The sequence below is a fragment of the Thiorhodococcus mannitoliphagus genome, from assembly GCF_010915725.1.
GTDB lineage: Bacteria > Pseudomonadota > Gammaproteobacteria > Chromatiales > Chromatiaceae > Thiorhodococcus > Thiorhodococcus mannitoliphagus.
The window spans coordinates 19521-41027 of record NZ_JAAIJR010000022.1; the positions used below are offsets into that span (position 1 = coordinate 19521).

Here is a 21507-nt window from a genome sequence, read left to right on the forward strand (position 1 = left end):
GGCGGATGACGACCTTCGCCGAGCGTCTTGGCGTCGTTGGCCGCATGGGGCTGGTGACGCCCTTCCTGCTGGTGGCCCTGTTGGGCATGCTGGTGCTGCCGCTGCCGCCCTTTGCGCTGGACCTGCTCTTCACCTTCAATATTGCCCTGTCGATCATCGTCGTCATGGTGGCGGTCTATACGCCGCGCCCGGTCGACTTTGCCGCCTTCCCGACGGTACTGCTGTTGGCGACCCTGCTGCGGCTTGCCCTGAATGTGGCCTCGACACGCGTCATCCTCCTCAAGGGCGGCGACGGCACGGGTGCGGCAGGCAAGGTGATCGAGGCCTTTGGCGAGTTCGTGCTGGGTGGTAATTTCGCCATCGGAGTCGTGGTCTTCTCCATCCTGGTGATCATCAACTTCGTGGTCGTCACCAAGGGTGCCGGACGGGTCTCGGAGGTGAGCGCACGCTTCACTCTGGATGCTATGCCCGGCAAGCAAATGGCGATCGACGCGGACCTCAACGCGGGTTTGATCTCACAGGAAGACGCCCGCACGCGCCGCGAGGACGTGGCGCAGGAGGCCGATTTCTACGGCTCCATGGACGGCGCGAGCAAGTTCGTGCGCGGCGATGCCATCGCCGGCATTCTCATCCTGTTCATCAACATCCTTGGCGGTATCGTCATCGGCACCACCCAGCATGGGATGACGATGGCGGACGCGACCAACAACTTCGTGCTGCTGAGCATCGGCGACGGCCTGGTCGCCCAGCTGCCTTCGCTGCTGCTTTCATCGGCCACCGCGATCATCGTCACCCGGGCCTCGACGTCCCAGGACATGGGGCAGCAGGTCTTTGGGCAGATGTTTGCCAACCCCCGCGTGCTCTTTGTCGCTGGCGGCGTCATCGGCATCCTGGGCTTGATCCCTGGCATGCCGAACCTGGTCTTCCTCGGTCTGGCCTCCGTGCTCGGCGGTGCGGGCTATTCGATTGGAAAGCGCAAGGCCGAAGCTGGTGCGGACGTGGTCGAGCGCCTGCCAGAAGGCATGGAACTGCCCGCGCCCGAGGAGCGCGAGCTGTCCTGGGAGGATGTCCCGCCGGTCGATCTGGTGTCCTTGGAGGTGGGCTACCGGCTCATCCCGCTGGTCGACCGCAGTCAGGACGGGCAGCTGATGGGGCGTATCAAGGGGATTCGCCGCAAGCTCTCGCAGGAGTTCGGCTTCCTCATCCAGCCCGTGCACATCCGCGACAACCTAGAACTCGGCCCGAACCACTACCGCATTTCGCTGCTCGGCGTCACCACGGCCGAGGCCGAGGTGTTTCCGGACCGGGAGCTGGCGATCAATCCGGGTCAGGTCTTCGGCACCGTGGAAGGCACACCGACCAAGGACCCGACCTTCAACCTGGACGCGCTCTGGATCGATCCGGCGAACCGCGATGCCGCCCAGGCCGCTGGCTATACTGTAGTGGACGCCGCGACCGTCATCGCGACCCATCTCTCGCAGGTGTTCCGCGAGAATGCGCATCGCCTGATCGGGCATGAGGAGGTGCAGCACCTGCTCGACCAGCTCTCGCGACGCTCGCCGAAGCTGGTCGAGAACCTGCTCGGCTCCAAGGCCATCTCGCTGGGCGTGGTGCTCAAGGTGCTGCAGAACCTGCTGGCGGAGCAGGTCTCGATCCGCGACCTACGCACAATCGCCGAAATTTTGGCGGAGCGCTCGGCGAAGAGTCAGGATCCCGCCGCTTTGACCTCGGCAGTTCGGGTCGCCCTGTCACGCTCGATCGTCCAGGACCTGATCGGCCCGGAGGACGAACTGCCCCTGATCGCCTTGGATCCCTCGCTGGAACAGCTGTTGCATAAATCGCTGCAAGGCAGTCAAGGCGAGACCGTCGGTATCGAGCCCGGATTGGCAGAGCGCGTACAGCGCTCGGTAACCGAGGCCGCGCGGCGGCAGGAGTCCGAAGGTGCGCCGGCTGTCCTGGTGGTGGCCCCCGAGATCCGGTCCTGGATCGCAAGTTGGTTGAGGGGGGCGGTGCGCAGTCTCACCGTCCTGGCCTTTACCGAGATCCCGGACAATCGACGCATCCGAGTCGTGGCCACCGTAGGCAAGGGTGATACCGCTCAGGCGCGGGCATGATCGAGCAAGGCAGGAGTTGATCCATGAATGTACGGCGCTATCAGGCACGGGACATGCGCGAGGCGATGCGGCTGGTGCGCGAGCATCAGGGCCCTGATGCCGTGATCCTCTCGAGTCGCCGCGTTGACGGTATGCTGGAAGTCGTCGCTGGAACCGAGCCCGAGCCGGCCTCGCGGGCGCTGGAGTCCGCGCCGCCGTCTAAGCCAGCCTTGTCCATCCCCGTCGACCCAGAGCTGGCCGCCATGCGTCGCGAGCTATGTGACCTGCGCACCCTCCTGGTCCAGCAGCAGGCGCTGAGCGAGCGCGATCAGTGGGCCGCGCGCCATCCATTGGCCGCCGAATTCGTCGAGCGGCTGATGAAGTGCGGCTTCAACGAAAAGCTGGCTCGCTCGCTCGCGGGAAGCATTCAAGAAAGCACGCCGACGGACGAGGCCTGGACGCGCCTGCGGACGCGTCTCTCCGCGTCCATCGCTACGGCTCAGACGACGGTGCTGGAGCGCGGCGGCATGCTGGCCCTGGTTGGCTCGACCGGCGTGGGCAAGACAACGACCATCAATCGCCTCGCGCTGCGGCATATCCGCCGTATGGGAGCCGAGTCGGTCAGCCTGGTCACCCTGGACAGACAGCGGCTGGGTGCCTACAAACAGCTGCAGGCCTTCGGTCAGATGGCCGGGATTCCGGTGATGCTGCTGGAGAGCGAGCGCGATCTGCTGACGCTTGCGAGCCGTGCCGGCGATGGCAAGCTGATCCTCATCGACACCGAGGGCCGCGCGGCGCGTGATGTGGCCGAGCGCAAGCTATTCGCGCAAGTCCGTCATCAAATCGACCTCGAGACCTGGCTCGTCGTGCCCGCGACACACCAAGCGAGCGTGCTCCGGCAAGTGCTGGAAGCCTTCCAGAGCTGTGAGCCCTCGGCCTTGGTGCTGACCAAGGTGGATGAGGCCGAGCAGCTCGGCGAGACGCTCTCCGTCCTCCTCGAGCAAAGCCTTGGACTGGCCTTCTACAGCGACGGCCAACGCATCGACGAGGACTTCCACAAGGCGGATACTCTCTATCTCACGCGTCTCGCGCTCAACGAACCAGCCAGTCAGGTGCGTCCAACCGCGCACAGGCCCATCGCTGAGCCGACCCCGAAGCGGGTTTTTGAGCACGCTCAGGTCACAAGATTGCAAGTCACCTCACAAACTCGCACTGAGCAAGAGAGTATGGTTCTGGAGTCAGTGGTGCCTTTCAGGAAACGCGTCCATGCAGCCTTCTAGGAGTCGGCCGCTTCAGAGCATCGCAATCGCTAGCGGTAAAGGCGGCGTTGGCAAGACCAACGTCGCCGTTAATCTTTCTGTGGCCCTGGCGCGGACCGGACGCCGCGTGCTGCTGTTCGATGCCGATCTGGGCTTGGCCAACGCCGACCTCATGCTGGGGTTGCGGCCGACGAAGACCTTGCACGATCTGGTCGCCGGCCGCGCGGACAGCTTGGAGGAAATTCTGCTGGAGGGGCCCGAGGGTATGCTGTTGGTGCCATCGGCGTCAGGGATCGGCTCCATGGCCAACTTGACGCCGAGCGAGCACATGGGGCTGATACGGGCCTTCAGCTCCTACAGCAAACCGCTGGATTTCTTGATCGTGGATGCGGCCGCGGGCGTGCAGGATTCGGTCACTAGCTTCTGCAAGGCCGTTCAGCATGTCTTCGTCGTGGTCTGTGACGAGCCGGCCTCGCTGACGGATGCCTATGCGCTGATCAAGGTCTTGCATCAGGAGCACGGTCTCAGGCGCTTTCGTATCGTCTGCAACATGCTGCGCGAGCCCGAGTCCGGCCGGCGCCTGATGCAGAAGCTGACGTCGGTGTGCGCCCATTATCTGCCGGACGTGGTGCTCGAGGCCGCCGCCTTCGTGCCGCAGGACGACAAGCTGAGGATCGCGGTGCAGAAGCGTCAGGCCGTGGTTGCGCTCTATCCCGGCAGTCCATCTGCTCGGGTCTTTACCGAGCTGGCTAAACAAGTCGAACGCTGGACAGCGCCAGATGCGGATACGGGTGGAATTGGCTTTTTTGTCGAACGCATGCTGCAGTCAGCCTGATGACGGTCAATCGCTCAATGACGGGATACGCCGGGGCCGCCGATCGCTCGGCGCAGCTGGTCACTGAGCATACTGACCTGGTGCGGCGCATCGCCCATCATATGATGGCTCGTCTGCCGGCGTCGGTGCAGGTTGAGGACCTCGTGCAGGCAGGTATGATCGGCCTCATCGAGGCGTCGCGGCAGTTTCAGTCAGGGCAGGGCGCGACCTTTTCGACCTATGCCGGGATTCGGATTCGCGGTGCCATGATCGATGAGCTGCGGCGCGCCGATTGGACGCCGCGCTCGGTCCACCGCAACACGCGTCGCATCAGTGCGGCGATACAGGACGTTGAGGCGCGCGAGGGGCGCGCGGCGAGCGATCGCGAGATTGCGAACGAGCTCAAAGTCTCACTGGACGACTACTATGGCATGCTTAAAGACTCGGCGAGCAGCCAGATCCTGGGGCTGAACGAGCTGTTCGGCGAGGAGGCGGATCCTGACCGCCTCTTGCCGGGCGACGGCGCGACGCCAACCGAAGCGCTTGAGCAGGATGAGCTGCGGGCATCCCTGGTGGAGGCCCTGGCGAACCTGCCCGAGCGCGAGCGTCTCGTGCTGGCGCTCTATTACGATGAAGAGCTGAACCTGCGCGAGATCGGTGCCATCCTGGAGGTCACCGAATCCCGCGTGAGCCAGATTCGCAGTCAGGCATTGCACCGGGTGCGGTCGCGGCTGAGCGAATGGACTCAGACCGAGGCTGGCTCATGAACCTCAACTCGACAGATGCCATTAGGAGTTTTTTGTGGATAAAGGCATGAAAATTCTCATCGTGGACGACTTCTCCACCATGAGACGCATCATCAAGAACCTGCTTCGTGAGCTGGGCTTCAATAACACCAACGAAGCGGATGACGGCAGCACCGCGCTGCCCATGCTCAAGAATGGGGGTTTCGATTTTCTGGTTACCGACTGGAATATGCCAAACATGGAGGGCATCGAGCTGCTCAAGGCGGTACGGGCGGATCCAATGCTCAAGTCGCTGCCGGTGCTCATGGTGACGGCCGAGGCCAAGCGCGACCAGATCGTCGAGGCTGCACAGGCCGGGGTGAACGGCTACATCGTCAAGCCCTTCACGGCAGAGACCCTGAAGGAGAAGATCGACAAGATCTTCGAGCGTCTCGAGGCTCAATGAGCCCGGATTCAATCGCCTAGCGCGCTTGCGCTCGCGGGCCTTGGCGGATCAGCCAATCTCGAGTCCTGACTCGGTGATCGGGGTGCTTTCCATCATCGGCGCATGGGTGCATTTAGAGCAGACCTGGCTGCTTGGGGTCAGGATCATCACAGGTTTCGTCTAGGAACGATCGATGGAAATTGACGAAGAACGCACGACGTCGCAGCTGGATCTGGCGCGTCGTCTGGTTGCGCATCTCGAGGCCGGCGACGAGGCAGCCGCGAACGAGATCATTCGTGAGCTGCGCAATCCATTCGAGCGCGAGCTCTTTGACGATCTCGGCAAACTCACACGCGATTTGCACGAGGCCCTCAACAGCTTCCGGGGCGATTCTCGGCTGGTCGAGCTGACCCGCGACGACATTCCGGACGCCAAAGAGCGCCTGAACTATGTCGTCTCCATGACCGAGCAGGCGACCCATCGCACCCTCAATGCCCTGGACGAGGGCATCCCTTTGCTCGAATCCCTGCACGATCGCTCGGCCGAGCTGACCGAGCGCTGGACACGCTTCCGCAAGCGCGAACTCTCGGTCGAGGAATTCCGTGAATTCGCGACCGAGCTGGATGCCTTCTTCGTTGCCAGCGGCGAGGAGACCGAGCGGGTCAAGACGCTCATGTCCGAGATCATGATGGCGCAGGACTTCCAGGATCTGACTGGACAGATCATCCGGCGCGTGATCCGCCTCGTGCAGGAGGTCGAGGAGAACCTCGTGGGTCTGATCCGGCTCTCGAGTTCCCGAATGGAGCCCAGCAAGGCCGCGAAGCCGGTCGAGGAGCCCGCTGTCGATGAAGAGATCAAGGGGCACGGCCCGATTGTGCCGAATACGCAGGATGCAAGTGCCGACGTCGTCAGTGGCCAGGACGACGTGGACGCGCTGCTCTCCAGTCTGGGCTTCTAGGGAAGCACCGGCCAATTCGATTAGGGTGAGGAGCGCGGCCTGGAATCATCCGCGCCGCGGCGCTGTTTCACGCTCGTCGGGCGGAATCAGCGTTTCCCTCGCTCGTTGCACCTGAGGTGGTCAAGCATGGCAATCGATCCCAATGACGAGATCCTCCAGGACTTTCTGGTCGAGGCCGGGGAGCTTCTTGAGGGGCTCAACGAGCAGCTGATCGACCTCGAGCAGAATCCCGAAGACCGGGATCTGCTGAACGCAGTCTTTCGCAGCTTTCATACCATCAAGGGCGGCGCGGGCTTTCTCAATCTGAACGCGCTGGTGGTGGTCTGCCACCATGCCGAGGACGTCTTCAATCTGCTGCGCAATGGCGAGCGCAAGATCAATCCCTACCTCATGGATACGGTCTTGCGGGTCCTAGACGTTCTCAATGTGATGTTCGGTGAGCTGCAATCCGGAAACGAGCCGACGCCAGCGCCGGATGAACTCGTCCAGGCTTTGGCGCAACTGGCATCCGACGAGCCCCCAGCTGCGGCTGCCCCCGAGCCTCCAGCCGCAGTTGCCGAGCCGCAGCCGCCGGCCCCGAGCGCACCTGTTGCCGCCGAGCAAACCGCGACCGCCGCCCCTGCAGATGGCGGTGACGAGATTAGCCAGGAGGAGTTCGACGCCCTGCTGGATGCCCTCGGCGGCCCTGCCGCTCAGCCCGTTTCGGCGCAAGCGCAGCCCGAGCCGGCAGCGAAGCCGTCCGTCGCTGAGGCGAATGCGGGCGGCGGTGATAACCTCATCAGCGATGACGAGTTCGAGGCCCTGCTGGACCAGCTGCATGGCGGCGGCGCTTCCAGCGACGCGGTGCCCAAGACTGCGGTTGAGCCCGCTGCCAAAAAACCCGCCGAAGTAGCGCCAGCACCCGTCCTGAGCAAGCCTCAGCCCGCGCGCGATGCTGGTGCGGGCGGGGCTGCCAAGGCTGCGCGCATGCCGGCGGGCGAATCCTCGGTCCGTGTGGACACGCAGCGGCTCGACGAGATCATGAACCTGGTCGGTGAGCTGGTGTTGGTGCGCAACCGCATGACCATGCTGCGCGCGCGCACTGAGGACGATGAGATCGGCAAGGCGATCGGTTCGCTGGCGCTGGTCACCTCGGATCTCCAGACGGCGGTGATGAAGACCCGGATGCAGCCGATCAAGAAGGTGTTCAGTCGCTTCCCGCGCGTGGTGCGCGATCTGGCGCGGAATCTGGGCAAGGAGATCGAGCTGGAGACCTATGGCGAAGAGACGGACCTGGACAAGAATTTGGTCGAGGCGCTGGCGGATCCGCTGGTTCACCTGATCCGCAACGCGGTGGATCACGGGGTGGAGCTGCCGGATGTGCGGGAAGCCGAAGGGAAGCCGCGCAAGGGCACCGTGGTATTGGGTGCCGCGCAGGAAGGCGACCACATTTCGTTGGTGATCCAAGACGACGGGCGCGGCATGGATCCGGAGAAGCTGCGCGCGAAGGCGATCGAGAAGGGCCTGATGGAGCCCGCGATGGCCGAGCGGTTGTCGCGTCGCGAGTGCTTCAATCTCATCTTCATGGCCGGGCTTTCGACCAAGGAGGAGATCTCGGACGTCTCCGGCCGCGGGGTCGGGATGGACGTCGTCAAGACGCGCATCACCCAGCTCAACGGCTCGATCGAGATCGACTCCGAGCTGGGGGTCGGGACCAAGCTCAATGTCAAGCTGCCGCTGACCCTCGCCATTCTGCCAGCGCTCATGGTGATCCTGAATCGTCGACGCTTCGCCATTCCGCTTGCGTCCGTATCCGAGATTCTGGACCTGGACCTGACCGGGACCCACTTCGTCGACGACCAGGAAGTCATCATGGTGCGCGGCCACGCACTGCCGCTCTATTATGCAGTGCGCTGGCTTTATCCAGACCGGCTCATCGAGCCGAAGCGGGATGCGCACGTCGTCGTTGTGAACGTGGCGCAACGCAAGGTCGGTATCGTGGTCGACGGGCTCGTCGGCCAGGAAGAAGTTGTCATCAAACCGCTGGGATTTGGACTCCAGGGGCTGTCCGGCCTGGCGGGGGCCACCATTACCGGCGACGGCGGCATCGCGCTCATTATCGACGTCCCGGCCTTGGTCAAGCTCATGGGGAGTCCCGGCTTCGGTGGTCGGGCCTCACGCGCACCCGAGCCCCTAGCCGCAGCGGAGGCCTAAGGCGATGGCCTTGCGCGTGGTGGTGGTCGATGATTCAGGTTTTTTCAGACGGCGTATCGTCGAGATCCTGAGCGCGGACATCGGTATTGATGTCGTGGGCACGGCCGCGAACGGCCAAGAGGCGATCGAGGTCGTCAAGCGGCTGAATCCAGACGTCGTCACCATGGACATCGAAATGCCGGTCATGGATGGCATTACCGCGGTACGGCGTATCATGGCCGAGTCGCCGCGGCCGATCTTGATGTTCTCAACCCTGACGACGGAAGGCGCCAAGGCGACGCTGGACGCCTTGGACGCCGGTGCGATGGACTTCCTGCCCAAGCGCTTCAGCGACATGGCCAAGGATGAGGATTCCGCCAAGATCCTGCTGCGTCGACGTGTTCGCGCGCTTGGCCGGACACGCACGCAGCGCCCTGTCCCGGCGCCCCACGTCGAGCGTAGCCCAGGCATCGAGGCCAAGGCGCCGCCTCGGCCCGCGCCTCAAGCAGTCGCGCTGGCGCCGAAGAGCGCTCTGCCGGCTCGGTCCCTGCGTGCCGTGCTCATTGGAACCTCGACTGGCGGCCCGGTCGCCTTGCAGGAAGTGCTCAAGGTTCTGCCCAAGGAGTTTCCGCTGCCGATCGTGCTGATCCAGCATATGCCGGCAAGCTTTACTCCGGCCTTCGCGGAACGCTTGAATGGTCTCTGCCGGATCGAGGTCAAGGAGGCCCGCGACGGTGACGAGCTGAAGCCGGGGTGGGCCTACCTGGCACCTGGCGGGCAGCAACTGGTCCTAAGCGGTGGTGCCCAGACCAGGATCCGGATCGAAGGGAGTCCGCCGGGCACCATCTACAAGCCGAGCGTGGATATCACCTTTAGCTCGGCCGTGGGGGCGTTGCGCTCACAGGTGCTCGCGGTCGTGCTGACGGGCATGGGGGCCGACGGGCGCGATGGCGCACGGGCGCTCAAGGCGCAGGGGGCGCACGTATGGGCGCAGGATGCCGCTAGCTGTGTCGTTTTTGGGATGCCTGCCGCGGTAATCGAGGCGGGGATCGCGGACCATGTGTTTGCGTTGAAGGAGGTCGGGCCGGCTTTGGTCAAAGAGCTTTGCTGAAATGGATGTCTTGAGCCTGCTTGGAATCGTGCTCGGCCTGGTCGCTATTCTTGGCGGGGCCGTGGCCAAGGGCAGCTCGCTCGAGGCCCTTTGGAACCTGGCAGCCTTTCTCATTGTCGTGGTCGGCACGACGGGTGCCGTTCTCGTCCAGGCGCGGACGCCGGTGTTTTTCCGTGCTTTGAAGATCTTTCCATGGGTCTTCATGCCGCCGAGCCTCGACGCAGAGGAGATGATCGAGCGGCTCGTCGAGTGGTCACACCTCTCGCGCAAGGAGGGACTCCTGGGGCTGGAGACGCTGTCCGAGGAAGAGGCAGATCCCTTCGTGCGCAAGGGCCTGCAGCTGCTGGTCGACGGCGCGGAGCCGCAGGCGCTGCGTCAGATCCTGGAAGCCGATTTGGACAATCGTGAGCTGTTCGACCTGCAGGGTGCCAAGGTATTCGAGAGCATGGGCATCTACTCGCCGACACTAGGCATCATCGGGGCCGTCATGGGCCTTATGGCGGTGATGCAGAACTTGGCGGACCCGGCCAAGCTCGGGCATGGTATCGCTGCAGCCTTTGTTGCGACCATCTATGGGGTTGGCATGGCGAACCTCTTCTTCCTGCCAGTCTCGAACAAGCTTAGGGGCGTGATCCAGGCCCGCGTGAACTACGAGACCATGCTGGTCGAAGGGCTGATCTCCATTGCTGAAGGTGAGAACCCACGCAATATCGAGAACAAGCTGAGCGGTTTCATCCAGGGCTGAGGTCTGGTCATGGCACGCAGAAAGAAGCATGACGAGCACGCGAATCACGAGGCTTGGGCCATTCCCTATGGAGACCTCGTTACCTTGCTCATGGCCTTTTTCGTCGTCATGTATGCGGTCTCCGTGGTGGACGCGGGCAAGTATCGGGTGTTGTCCAACTCACTGATTGAGGCCTTTGGGTCTGCGGTGCCGGTGGAGCCGATCCAGATCGGCGAGCCGAGTCTGGCACTCAACCTCATGAGTGACGATGTGCATCGGTCGTTGGCTGCGATTGAGATTCAAAGCGGCGGCGCCTCCACGGGTGACGAGCAAGACAGGCCGGTCGAGCCTCTGTCGCCGACCGACGTGGCCATGGAATCCGTTCTCGACGCGGCGACCGACGAGAACCGTGATCACATTCTGCGAGAGATTCAAGAGATGTCGGAGGAGGTCGAGGCGGCGATGGAGCCGCTCATCGAGAACGGCGACATCCAGGTCAATCGCAAGCCCTATTGGCTCGAGATCAATATCAACACCAAGCTGCTTTTCTTCAGCGGCTCGGCGACCCTCGAGGCAGCGGCCCGTCCCGCGCTGGCCGACGTTGCGCGCATCCTGTCAAAGCGCAAGGTGCGTATTCACGTCGAGGGTCACACGGACAATCTGCCGATCAGCAACACCATTTACCCATCGAACTGGGAGCTTTCCTCGGGGCGGGCGGCGACCGTGGTCAATCTGTTCGCGCAATACGGCATCGATCCTGGGCACATGGTCGCGATCGGCTATGGCGAGTTCCAACCGCTGGCATCCAATGCGACTGAAGCGGGACGGGCGCAGAACCGTCGGGTGGAAGTGATCGTGTTGCCTCAGGTTACGGCGGCGCGGGCCGGCGCGGATGACGCGCCAGAGCCCTTAAAGGCAGACTATGAGGCTGGGCTAGGACAGTTGTAATCAGCGCGTCGCGGGCTGAGGCTCGCGCGTCAATGATCTCGAGGATGCGTTGCCCCTTGAGCACGCGTCTGACCAAGGATTCAAAGTGTTCAATCGATCTGCGAGGACCCAATGACCGCACCAGAGTCACGCGATACCAATCAAGGCCCATCGTCCGCCTATGTGACCTTCAGCCTGGCTGAGGAGACCTATGCCATCGACGTCCTGCAGGTGCAGGAGGTCCTGAAGATGACGGAGATCGCTCCGGTGCCGGGCGTCCCCGACTACATTCTAGGTATCATCAATCTTCGTGGTGATGTCGTCACGGTCATCGACGGGCGGCGACGGATGTCGCTGCCTTATCGCGAGCCGGACGACGCCTCCAGGATCGTGGTCATCGACGCTGGGCAGCAGAATGTGGGCATCTTGGTGGATGCGGTCGCGGAGGTGGTTCAGATCTCACCGGACTCGGTGGATCCGGCCCCGGCTGTCGGCAACGACCAGACGAGCCGCTTCATTCTGGGCGTAACCAGTACAGATGAAGGGCTGACGATCCTGATCGATCTGAATAAGCTATTGTCCGACGAGGAGTGGGCGGCACTCCGCGACATCTGAGCCAGCTTTCGAGGTCGCATCGGCTCGACTCGCGGGGCTGTCACCCCAACGGGAACTGACTGGGCACTTAGAGCCTAGGAGGAGTCGATGAGTGAGCCAATCAAGAATCTGCGCCCAGTTCATGCGCAGACGCCCTCGCGGGCGCTTGCCGACGAGCACGAGAGCGCGCTGGACCAGCAGCGGACCTGGGTGGTGCGCAAAGAACGGAAGCAAGACGAGCGTCGCCAAGGCGAGCGGCGTCGGGGCGAGCGACGGAATCAGGAGAGACGTGCGGATGAGCGCCGCTCGGACGATCGCCGAGACGGTAATCGGCTCTCGGATGATCGCCGCACGCTGGACCGCAGAGCGGTGGACAGGCGGAAAGTCGACCGTAGGGGCGGAGATCGGCGCTCGGCGTCGTCTCGGCTCCCGCCCAAGCCCAAATCCAGTGCGCCCTTCAAGTCCAGCTCCGGCGGCAAGCGACGCCGTGGCATTATCGATGACTATGCCTGAGGTCGTTGTTTTTGGAGTCCCGGTGCGTCCTGCGGGTGCCCGCGAATGAGCGCCGAGTCTATCGTCGACAAACTCCCGTTCGAGCCGCTTTGGATCGCCTTCTGCGTCCTTTTCCTTGTGCTCCTAATAGGCATGCTGCTGGTCGTTCGCGTGCTGCGGTCAAACAGGCGTCTGCGCTCTCAGCTCAAGGAAGTCCGCAGCGAGCAGCAGCGTCAGAGTACCTCGCTGCTGGCGCTGCATGGTGCCATGAAGGTCATCGCAGAGGACGTGATCAAGCATGGGCAGCTTCAAAGCAACGTCTCCCGCACGCTTGAGCGTCTTTCCGATCAGCAAAGCGAGCTGCGTTTGCGCGACGTCGAAGAGGGCCTCTATAGCCAGGCCATCGCGTTGGTCCACCAGGGTAAGCGGCGCGATGAGGTCAGAAAACTCTGCGCCTTGACCGAGTCAGAGGTGGATCTTCTCTTCAGTCTTCATGGTCAAGGCGGGGAATCTCAGCCCTGGGGCTGAGATCGACTGAATCCGCGCCGGCCGCATCTGCGCGATCCGTTTCGTCAAGCGCGTCCGCTCCATCTTGGCCGGCGGGGATGAATGTCTGCGCTCGCGGATCGATGCCCTCGAGTGCGAAGACGAATGCGAGTACCTCGGCCACGGCGACATAGAGCTTGCGCGGGATCTCGTCGCCGACCGGAATCTGGGCCAGGGCCTCGACGAGAACTGGATCCTGCTGGAGCGGGACCCCGTGTTCCTCGGCGATCTCCAGGATCTGCTGAGCCGTGAGGCCAACCCCGGATGCCGTAACCCGAGGTGCCTGTTCTCCATCCCAGTGCAGAGCGACCGCCTTGGTTTTGGGCGGCGGCTTCCCGTCCTCGTTCATTCTGGAATTGGCAATTGGCGCCGCAAAGACGCAGAGGATGCCAAGCAAGACAGCGGTTCGTCGCGCGCGCCCGAAGCAGACATTGAGATCTGCTGTGCGCTCCGTGTTCTTTGCGATTCGACGGATCTTCTGAGGCTCATGCTTTCTCACTGATCAAGGGCGCATCGAAGGGCGGCTCGGAGCGATCCTGCTGGCGCTGACCCGCATGCAAGGCTGCGACCTCGATGTCTCGTGACTCGAGCTGTTCGCGCAGCTTGGCAAGGTTCTGCTTGAGCGTGTCGGCAGCGAGCGGGCTCTCTGCCTGCAGGCTCGCGCTGAGTCGCTCTGAGCGCAAGCTGAGTTTGATGGTCAAGGGACCAAGATGAGGGAGATCCAGATTGAGCCGCATGCTCCAGGCGTCTTCATCCGGATTTCCGGAGCGCGATTCGCGCCGAATGTCCGTTTCCAACGCGATCAGCCCCGCCGGTGTCTTGAAGGGGATCTCGGCGAGCCAGTGCGGTTGGGCCTGAGAGGCGTCCAAGGTCTTGAGTTGGCTGGTCACGAGATGCTTGAGCATACCATCGACGTCACGGGCTAGGCCCTTCAAGTCGATCTCATCGGGGGATGATAGCTTGATGTTTGGTGGTTCATTTCTGGGTAGGCCGGCGGAGTCCAAGGCTTTGACTGTCTGAGCCCCGGCATTTTGTGGCCTCTTACCAGCGGCGCGATTGAGGAGATCGGTGCGCGTGCCGGCGGTCACAATACTGGACTGGCTGGCCTGCGAGGGCTCTGCGCGTGGCTGTGGGAGCGGTGCGGTGGTCTCCAGCTTCCCATGCGATTGCGGGCGCCCGGCTCCTGCTGGCGAGAGGGTCGGGCTCTCTAGCTTGGGATTTGTCGTGGCCGTTGGTGGCGGGCTCGGCAGTGCTAATCGCGTTGGGCCGGCCGGTCGCGGGCTTTGGGGTGACACCTCATGGCCCGCTCTGTTTGGCGCCGTCTGTGTTGCATTCCGCAGGCGCTGGGCCAGCGTGAGCAGTTGAACCTTGAGGTCGCTCTGCAAATCCGCTATCGAAGTGGGGCCGTTGGCGCCTTGCGCCAGCATGGCCTCCAGCCAGATCCCTGAGCGGGAGAGCGTTGAAGAGAGGCGCTCGGCTTGCGTCAGATCCTGGGCGGTTGCAAGTTGGGCGACGAGGCGCTCGGCGGTTTGCTGGACGGCGGCACGCACGGATGGGTCGCTGGCTTGCAGCGCGCGGGCGAGGTCGAGCGGATCGGCAAGGTGATTCGTGACTGATTCCAAGGTCGCTGTTAGTGGCCGCGCTCCGGGCCAGTGCTGCTTGAGCTGAACACCGATCCAATCGCGCGACCCTGGGGTGGGTGCGTCGCGATTGGCCGTGACGACTGGGCGCAGGACGAGCTTTGGGGAGACGGCGACCACTTCCGCGAGCAGCGACGCGGATGCCGTGGGTTTGCCCGAGGTGCCGCCATCGCCGGCGTTGGTCAGCAGCTTCGCAACTTGGCTCTGCTGTGCGTCGACCAGCTGGGCGCGCACTGTCGTTGCTGCTGCTTGCGCGGCACCGGCGGGTTTGAGGCGGACCTCGACCACATCCGGGCCAAGCGCCTTGACGGCAAGGACCTCGACTTGAGTGCCGGTGCGCAGATTCCGCAGCAGTTGAGCTTGAGAGCCCTGCGTCGGCTCTGCGCGGGCGGTGTTGCTCGCGAATGTGCCAGATTGAGCAGGATTGACGCCCGGCAAAGAATCACTCATGTCGAAGGACGGCTCATGGCAATCTCGCTAACCCCTGTGATCGAAACCGGCACGAATAGCCTTTTACCTCGGAACTCAGCTGAGTGCCGTCAAGCGTCTAACGGCCTGGCCGTTGGCTCATTTGCTCATCTTGCGCGACTCTCGCTGGAAATAGAGCGCTGCTCGCATGAGCGAACGCTCTGTCTGCGGATCGAGATCAATGATGGCAAAGCCGGCTGATAGGTAGCCTGGACTTGTCGATGCTCTGAGATTGACCAGCAGCGCTTCGCCCGCGAGCGCGGTCCTTGTCTCAGGCAGGCTCATGCCGTGGTAGTAGAAGCTCGACCCCAGTTGATGTTGATTGACTTCCGACGCCTCGACCTCGATGCAGAAGCCCTTGATCGAGAGATCCTGCAACTTACCGACGATCTCTTGGCCGCCGTCCCGGTCACTGATGCTGACCGTGCGGTGATCGTGTCGGGGGAGCGGGACGCGGAAGAGGTCGCGCCTTTGTAAGTAGAGCATCTGCTCTGGATAGGCGCAGGCGTAGTGAGTGGTTTCGCCGGTGGTTGCGACCTCTTTGACAGTCGTCGTGAAGCGGATGGCGATACCCCGCAAGGTCGCGTAGACGTAGAGATCTTGCTCCGTGGATAGCTGGATTTGCTCGTCCAATGGGGCTAGCTTATCCAGGACGAGGGTCTGCGCCGCTTCATCCAGTCGCAGGATGCGCGAGTCGTAGAGGGGGCCGTCCGCATCCAGGCGGACGCTGACAAGGATGAGCTGGCTGTTGATTTCGGCGAGTGCCGATGCGATCCGGCGCGCGTCGGATACGAGGTCGTAGTTCTCAAAATCGCTATGGCTTCCGGTTCTGCCCTGGTCTTGCGGGTTTGTCTGATTCAATCCTCACCCCCTTTTCTTCGATACGGGATCTCTTGACGCCTAAAGATGGCCAGCGCTTGTCCTGATTTACAGGGAACCTCATACCATCTATCCGATTCTTTGACAGGTCTGGGCGATTTCTGTCAAAGCGCATAGCCGCTGACCTCAACACCATCGGTTTCCCGAAACCAACCGGAACAGCCGCTCCAAGCCTGCGTAGCCAGGCCATCCTGGCCTGGTTTGCCAGGGCTGGAAGCCCTGGCTACATAGGAAGATGTCTGGAAACTCGTAGGTACTCTAGCGAGGCTTCGCCTCAGACCGACGAGTTATGCCATCGGGATCGGAATCGGGATCGCTATCGTCGGTTCGATACCGATACCGATACCGACGGCCTTGGATGGTCGGACGCTTCATCGAAATTTGACTCACCTGCAAGCATTTTGCGCCCTCAAGGATTCTAGTGGCCCTTGGCACTGGCGGGAGGGCGATTGCAATATTCAGACAGCCTCTAAAACCGATAGGTGGTGAGCCCGCTGACTCGTCTCGAGGCCCGCTTGCCACGTCGCATCTGCGGTCACAGAGCCCGCCGATGCTCCTTGAAGGCGAACCTCGATCTGGCTCCATCTGGTACGAGATTTTCCGCCTTCGGAGGTCGTCGCAGGAAGGGCCTTGCCAGCGCCTGATGGATTGCGCGCGCCAGAGAGATCAAAGCGCCCGGCGACCCGCGCAGGCTCGCACATTGCTGCAGTTTAGTCGGGCGTCGGCCATTGTCATTGGCGGTCGAGGCCAGCTTGTGCTGCCAAGTATCACTGAGCCGCGGGGCGAGATCGAGCGCAGTTGCGCCCGACGATCTCCGCCCTGTGTCCACGAGCGCCCTTCGAAACCCGTCGCCCAGCCTCCGAATGTTGCCACGGGGGGCGTCAAAGAAGATGAAGGCGAGGGCGATGACCGGAACGCACCGCTCCCAGCGTCCAGGGATCCGCAAAGATCACAGTCCTTCGCCGATTTGTCATCGGACCGATCCACTCAGACGTCGCTCGATGCAGCGCCTCGGAGCGGGATGCTGCCGGCCAGAGGGCATTTCGGTTGAATTTTCCACCGCTGGCGTATAGCTTCCCGCGCCTAGAGCGACTTTGCTCCGAGTCCATGGATCCACGCCTAAGATGCCCGCGTCCACCGCAGCCGAGCAGCATTCATCGAAACGGCCGTCTCTCTCCGTCGTCATCCCCATGTACGAGGAGATCGAGAGCCTTGGGCCGATGGTCGAGCGCGTCCATGAGGGGCTTGCGGACTACCAGGGCGACTGGGAGTTGATCTGCGTCGATGACGGTAGCCGTGACGGCACGGGGGCGCGCCTGCAGGATCTCGCCAAGGAGGCCGGTCCGCACCTGCGCGTGATTCGTCTGCGGCGAAACTTCGGCCAGACGGCGGCCATGCAGGCTGGCTTCGACGCGGCGCGCGGGGAGCTGATCGCGACCATGGACGGGGATCTGCAGAACGATCCGGCGGACATCCCGCGCATGGTCGACGAACTCCTGGCGCGCGACCTCGACCTCTTGCAGGGCTGGCGGCGCAATCGACAGGATGACCTGATGATGCGCAAGATCCCCTCGCGGATCGCCAACGCCATCATCGGCAAGGTGACCGGGGTGCGCTTGCATGACTATGGCTGCAGCCTCAAGGTCTATCGCGCCGAGGTGATCAAAGACGTGAGGCTGCTCGGCGAGATGCACAGATTCATTCCGGTGTGGGTGGCGGGGGTGACCGCCCCGGAGCGCATCGGCGAGACCGAGGTCACCCATCAGGCGAGGCAGTTCGGGCACTCCAAGTATGGGATCTCGCGGACCTTTCGCGTGTTGCTCGACCTGCTGGCGGCCTTCTTCTTCCTGCGCTTTGGCGCGCGTCCGGGCCATTTCTTCGGTTCGATCGGGATCCTCTTCGGGGTGCTGGGGACTTTGATGATGGCCCATCTCCTGGTCGTCAAATTCGGCCTGGGCGAGGATATTGGCAATCGGCCGCTGCTCTTTGTGGCTATCCTCTTTCTGGTGGCCTCCGTGCAGTTTCTGACCACTGGCGTGCTGGCGGAGCTGCTGACGCGGACCTTCTACGCCAGGGGTGAGCGCACCCATCACCGTATTCGCTGGGCGTCCGATGCGCAGACGGCCGGCTGGAAGACTTGCCGATGACAACAGAGACATCGATCCCGCTTGGTGGCCGGCAGAAGACCCTGCGCAGCATCATGACCTCGCCGCTGCTGCTGGTGTTGGTGATCGCGCTGAGCTTCTTCTGGCAACTCGGGGCCGTGCCGCTCTACGATCTGGACGAAGGCGCCTTCACCGAGGCGACCCGTGAGATGCTCGCCAGCGGCAACTTCATCACGCCGCACCGCGACGGCGAGCCGCGCTACGACAAGCCGGTGCTCATCTATTGGGCGCAGGCGGCATCGGTCGAATGGCTCGGTTTCAACGAATTTGCGCTCAGGTTGCCATCGGCCATGGCTGCGACGCTCTGGGTCATGGCGCTTTGGTTTTTCGTGCGCGCCCGGATCGATGCGGAGACCGCGACCGTTGCGGGCTTGGTGATGGCGCTCTGTCTTCAGGTGTCCATCATCGCTAAGGCGGCGGTGGCGGATGCCTTGCTCAATCTCTTCATCGCGCTGACCTTTTTCGAGATCTACCGCTATTACCTGCAGCCGGACGTGGCGCGCGGCCGAAAATACATCTGGCGCGCCTATCTCTGGATGGGCCTGGGCTTTCTCACCAAGGGGCCGGTCGCAGTCTTCTTTCCGGTCGTCGTGAGCTTTCTCTTCTTCCTTTCCGAGCTGCGCCTCACAGTCTCTAGCTGGAGAACCTTCGGCCGCTGGTTTCGTGCCGTCTTCGCTGGCGACGGCTGGCTGATCTTTTTGGCGGTCGCCGTGCCTTGGTACGTGGCGATCTATCTCGACGATGGCGCGGGTTTCTTCCGCAGCTTCTTCCTCGACCATAACGTCGGCCGCTTTGACGGTGCCATGCACGGCCATGGCGGTTTTCCCGGCTATTATTTCGCGATCCTGCCGCTCATCCTGCTGCCCTTCACTGGATGGTTCTTGAGCCTCTTCAAGCGCTATAAATCCGCCTGGCAGGACCCGCTGGATCGCTTTCTGTGGATCTGGTTCCTGGTCGTCTTCGTCGTCTTCTCGTTCTCGGGCACCAAACTGCCTCACTACCTGCTCTATGGCGCGACGCCGCTCTTCATCCTCATGGCGAAGCATCGTGACGCGCTCCTGAGCCGATGGCTGGCCTTTCTGCCGCCGCTACTCTTCTTCGCCGTGCTCGCACTGCTGCCGATGGTCCTGGACGTCGCGGTTGCCGTGGCGGACAAGCCCCATGAAGTCGCGCTTTTCGAGTACGGGCGCTCATTCATCGATCGGCCTTACGTGCTTGCGGTGATGGCTGGGCTGGTGCTGACCATCCTCTTGATGCGCTGGTCGGGCACGGCCTTCTGGCAGGCCTTGATCTTCGTCGGCATCCTGCAGACCATCTTCGTCTTCGGCGTTCTGGTGCCGCGTGTCTTCGATACCCTGCAGACGCCGGTGAAAGAAGCCGCGCTCAAGGCGAAAGCCATGGATCTGCCGACCGTCGTCTACCGGACCTCCATGCCGAGCTTCAGTGTCTATCGCGATGCCATCACGCCGAATCGCATCCCGAAGGACGGCGAGCTGGTCTTCCTGCGCGTCGACAAGCTCCAAAAGCTGGTCATGGATGATCCGCAGCTCGAGCTGGAGCTGCTCTACCAGCGTGGGGCCGTTGCACTCTTGCGTGTGCGGCGCCCGCAATAGTCGGACTCGACCGGATTGAGGAAGGCCATGCATGGGCTGATTGGAGCACTGAGGGCCGTCGAATGGCGCGCTGCCTGGCAGACGCTGCTGGAGGAGGGGCTCGAACGGACGCCGCCGCAGCCGCGCGGCGGTGACCGTTGGCTGCTGCGCTTGGCGCTCCTCTGTCTGATCGTCGGGCTGAGCCTCTACCTGGCCTGCGGCTATCACGCGGGATTCCTACGCCTCAATGACCTGGCCGCGACCTACCCGAGCTGGGCCTGGCAGTGTCTCACCGTGCTGGGCGATGAGCGGACGGTCTTTGCGCTGACACTCTTGTTTTCGGCGCGTTATCCGCGGGTCTTCTGGACGCTGATCGTCGCGGCGCTGATCGCCATCGCCTACAGTCGCGGCCTCAAGGAGTTCTTCGACGCCATGCGCCCGCCGGCGGTGCTGCCGGCCGAGCGCTTTCACCTGCTGGGTCCGGCGCATGAGCGCCACAGCTTTCCCTCCGGCCACAGCGTGACCGCCGCCGTCTTCTTCGGCGTGCTCATCTACCACTCACGCTGGATCGAGCTGCGCGTCCTCTGGCTGCTGCTCGCGATCTTGGTCGGGTTGAGTCGCGTTGCCGTCGGGGTGCACTGGCCGGTGGACGTGGCCTTCGGTCTCATGGGCGGGGCGCTTGCGGCCTGGCTGGGCGGTCGGTTGAGTGCACGCTGGTCGGGACCTGCCTCTAACGTCACCCTTCATCTCATCTTCGTGCTGATCGCCGCCGCATTGGCATTTTCGCTCTTGATCGAGGATGCCGGCTACCATGAGGCCGCCTGGATGATGGCCGTCATCGGACTGACTGGCCTCTTGAGCGCGGGTCTGCAGTACCTCTGGCGGCCTCTGCGTCGATCGCGGCGGAGCGTCTTGCCGGGTCGGCGAGCCGAGCCATGATGCGGATCGGCGTCGACCTGGGCGGCACCAAGATCGAGCTGGTCGCGCTCGCCCCGGATGGGCGTGAGCTGTGGCGCCGGCGTGTCGCGACGCCTCGGGGCGACTATCAAGGCACGGTCGCGACCATCGTCGAGCTGGTCGCGGAGGCCGAGCGTCACCTTGGCACCCAGGCGCGCGTCGGGGTTGGCATTCCCGGTTCGATCTCGCCGCGCACAGGCGTGATTCGCAACGCCAACTCCACCTGCCTCAATGACCGGCCGCTCAAGGAGGATTTGGAGGCGCGGCTCGGCCGTGAGATTCGGCTCGCCAACGACGCCAACTGTCTCGCGGTCTCCGAGGCGGCCGATGGCGCCGGGGCCGGGGCCCAAGCGGTCTTTGCTGTCATCCTGGGGACGGGCGTCGGTGGTGGCCTGGTCATCAAGGGTCAGCTCTTGACCGGGGCCAACGCCATCGCCGGTGAGTGGGGCCATTCCCCCTTGCCGCTCCCGGATGCGGAGGACACGCCGCTTCCGCCCTGCTACTGCGGGCGGGCCGGTTGCGTCGAGACCTATCTCTCGGGTCCGGGACTCGCCTTGGACTATGCGCGCCGCCATGGCGGCGCGCTGGAGGCCGTCGACATTGCCGCCGGTGCTGCCGACGATGACCCCGGATGTCTCGATAGCCTCCAGCGCTATGAGCGACGCCTGGCCCGCGCCTTGGCCGTGGTCATCAATCTGGTCGATCCGGATATCATCGTGCTCGGCGGCGGGCTGTCCAAGATCGAGCGGCTCTACCGCAAGGTCCCGCGCCTTTGGGATGCGCACGTCTTTTCGGATCATGTCGCCACTCGGCTCGCGCCGGCATTGCACGGCGATGCCTCTGGGGTGCGCGGAGCGGCCTGGCTCTGGCCGCGGGAGTGAGCTTGCGGCTCCTTCCCGGATGAGACGCGCAAGGCGATGCCTTGAGTGCCCGAGTCCGTCTCTAG

General features: G+C 63.3%; 20 protein-coding genes. 17 read left to right on the forward strand and 3 right to left on the reverse strand.

The annotated features are described in order from the left end of the window. Positions 1-5 precede the first annotated feature (5 nt). The 13 genes from flhA to G3480_RS07395 all read left to right on the forward strand — a co-directional run bounded on the left by flhA (position 6) and on the right by G3480_RS07395 (position 12842). A complete protein-coding gene (flhA, locus tag G3480_RS07335) occupies positions 6-2114 on the forward strand; it encodes a flagellar biosynthesis protein FlhA (RefSeq protein ID WP_164653192.1) in 2109 nt (702 codons plus the stop codon). Between the two features lie 23 nt (positions 2115-2137). Then, positions 2138-3373: a flagellar biosynthesis GTPase FlhF gene (gene flhF, locus G3480_RS07340; protein WP_164653194.1), complete on the forward strand. Its 1236-nt coding sequence runs from the start codon at positions 2138-2140 to the stop codon at positions 3371-3373. Next, positions 3360-4187, forward strand: a complete 828-nt coding sequence (locus G3480_RS07345; RefSeq protein ID WP_164653195.1) for a MinD/ParA family protein — start codon at positions 3360-3362, stop codon at positions 4185-4187. Before flhF ends, G3480_RS07345 begins: the two co-directional genes overlap by 14 nt. Beyond that, complete coding sequence (locus tag G3480_RS07350; protein ID WP_420824611.1) at positions 4184-4933, forward strand: RNA polymerase sigma factor FliA; 750 nt, start codon at positions 4184-4186, stop codon at positions 4931-4933. The genes G3480_RS07345 and G3480_RS07350 overlap by 4 nt, the downstream gene beginning before the upstream one ends. A 46-nt stretch (positions 4934-4979) precedes the next feature. Continuing rightward, on the forward strand, positions 4980-5357 hold the full coding sequence (gene cheY, locus G3480_RS07355; RefSeq protein ID WP_164653197.1) for a chemotaxis response regulator CheY: 378 nt from the start codon (positions 4980-4982) through the stop codon (positions 5355-5357). Positions 5358-5529: 172 nt separating this feature from the next. Continuing rightward, positions 5530-6294 (forward strand): protein phosphatase CheZ, encoded by a 765-nt coding sequence (locus tag G3480_RS07360; protein ID WP_164653198.1) that lies wholly within the window; start codon positions 5530-5532, stop codon positions 6292-6294. Between the two features lie 126 nt (positions 6295-6420). Further along, positions 6421-8487, forward strand: coding sequence for a chemotaxis protein CheA (locus tag G3480_RS07365; protein ID WP_164653199.1), 2067 nt, complete (start codon positions 6421-6423; stop codon positions 8485-8487). A gap of 4 nt (positions 8488-8491) precedes the next feature. Continuing rightward, the gene (locus G3480_RS07370) at positions 8492-9577 is read left to right on the forward strand and encodes a protein-glutamate methylesterase/protein-glutamine glutaminase (RefSeq protein WP_164653200.1); all 1086 of its coding nucleotides are present in this window, start codon (positions 8492-8494) and stop codon (positions 9575-9577) included. Between the two features lies 1 nt (position 9578). After that, the gene (locus G3480_RS07375; protein ID WP_164653201.1) at positions 9579-10322 is read left to right on the forward strand and encodes a flagellar motor protein; all 744 of its coding nucleotides are present in this window, start codon (positions 9579-9581) and stop codon (positions 10320-10322) included. Between the two features lie 9 nt (positions 10323-10331). Then, entirely contained in the window at positions 10332-11249 is a 918-nt protein-coding gene (gene motD, locus G3480_RS07380) for a flagellar motor protein MotD (RefSeq protein WP_164653202.1), read from the forward strand. Between the two features lie 111 nt (positions 11250-11360). Beyond that, a complete protein-coding gene (locus tag G3480_RS07385) occupies positions 11361-11843 on the forward strand; it encodes a chemotaxis protein CheW (RefSeq protein ID WP_164653203.1) in 483 nt (160 codons plus the stop codon). 87 nt (positions 11844-11930) lie between these two features. Further along, complete coding sequence (locus G3480_RS07390; RefSeq protein ID WP_164653204.1) at positions 11931-12335, forward strand: hypothetical protein; 405 nt, start codon at positions 11931-11933, stop codon at positions 12333-12335. Positions 12336-12380: 45 nt separating this feature from the next. Further along, positions 12381-12842 carry a DUF2802 domain-containing protein gene (locus G3480_RS07395; RefSeq protein ID WP_164653205.1) on the forward strand — a complete coding sequence of 154 codons (462 nt, stop codon included), beginning with the start codon at positions 12381-12383 and terminating at the stop codon, positions 12840-12842. Here G3480_RS07395 and G3480_RS07400 read toward each other — a convergent pair. The 3 genes from G3480_RS07400 to G3480_RS07410 form a co-directional block, all read right to left on the reverse strand. Next, the gene (locus tag G3480_RS07400; RefSeq protein WP_164653250.1) at positions 12799-13209 is read right to left on the reverse strand and encodes an EscU/YscU/HrcU family type III secretion system export apparatus switch protein; all 411 of its coding nucleotides are present in this window, start codon (positions 13207-13209) and stop codon (positions 12799-12801) included. The two genes, G3480_RS07395 and G3480_RS07400, sit on opposite strands and share 44 nt — an antisense overlap. A gap of 136 nt (positions 13210-13345) precedes the next feature. Then, on the reverse strand, positions 13346-14950 hold the full coding sequence (fliK, locus tag G3480_RS07405; RefSeq protein WP_164653206.1) for a flagellar hook-length control protein FliK: 1605 nt from the start codon (positions 14948-14950) through the stop codon (positions 13346-13348). Positions 14951-15067: 117 nt separating this feature from the next. Next, positions 15068-15829, reverse strand: coding sequence for a flagellar brake protein (locus tag G3480_RS07410; RefSeq protein ID WP_164653207.1), 762 nt, complete (start codon positions 15827-15829; stop codon positions 15068-15070). A 1142-nt stretch (positions 15830-16971) separates the two neighbouring features. Here G3480_RS07410 and G3480_RS07415 point away from each other — a divergent pair. From G3480_RS07415 to G3480_RS07430, 4 genes are read left to right on the forward strand one after another with little or no spacing between them, the layout of a single operon-like run. Continuing rightward, positions 16972-17994 carry a glycosyltransferase family 2 protein gene (locus G3480_RS07415; protein ID WP_164653208.1) on the forward strand — a complete coding sequence of 341 codons (1023 nt, stop codon included), beginning with the start codon at positions 16972-16974 and terminating at the stop codon, positions 17992-17994. Beyond that, positions 17991-19625, forward strand: a complete 1635-nt coding sequence (locus tag G3480_RS07420) for an ArnT family glycosyltransferase (RefSeq protein ID WP_164653209.1) — start codon at positions 17991-17993, stop codon at positions 19623-19625. Before G3480_RS07415 ends, G3480_RS07420 begins: the two co-directional genes overlap by 4 nt. A gap of 27 nt (positions 19626-19652) precedes the next feature. Next, positions 19653-20543 (forward strand): phosphatase PAP2 family protein, encoded by an 891-nt coding sequence (locus G3480_RS07425; protein ID WP_164653210.1) that lies wholly within the window; start codon positions 19653-19655, stop codon positions 20541-20543. Then, positions 20540-21442, forward strand: coding sequence for an ROK family protein (locus G3480_RS07430; RefSeq protein WP_206171548.1), 903 nt, complete (start codon positions 20540-20542; stop codon positions 21440-21442). The genes G3480_RS07425 and G3480_RS07430 overlap by 4 nt, the downstream gene beginning before the upstream one ends. Positions 21443-21507: the final 65 nt, after the last annotated feature.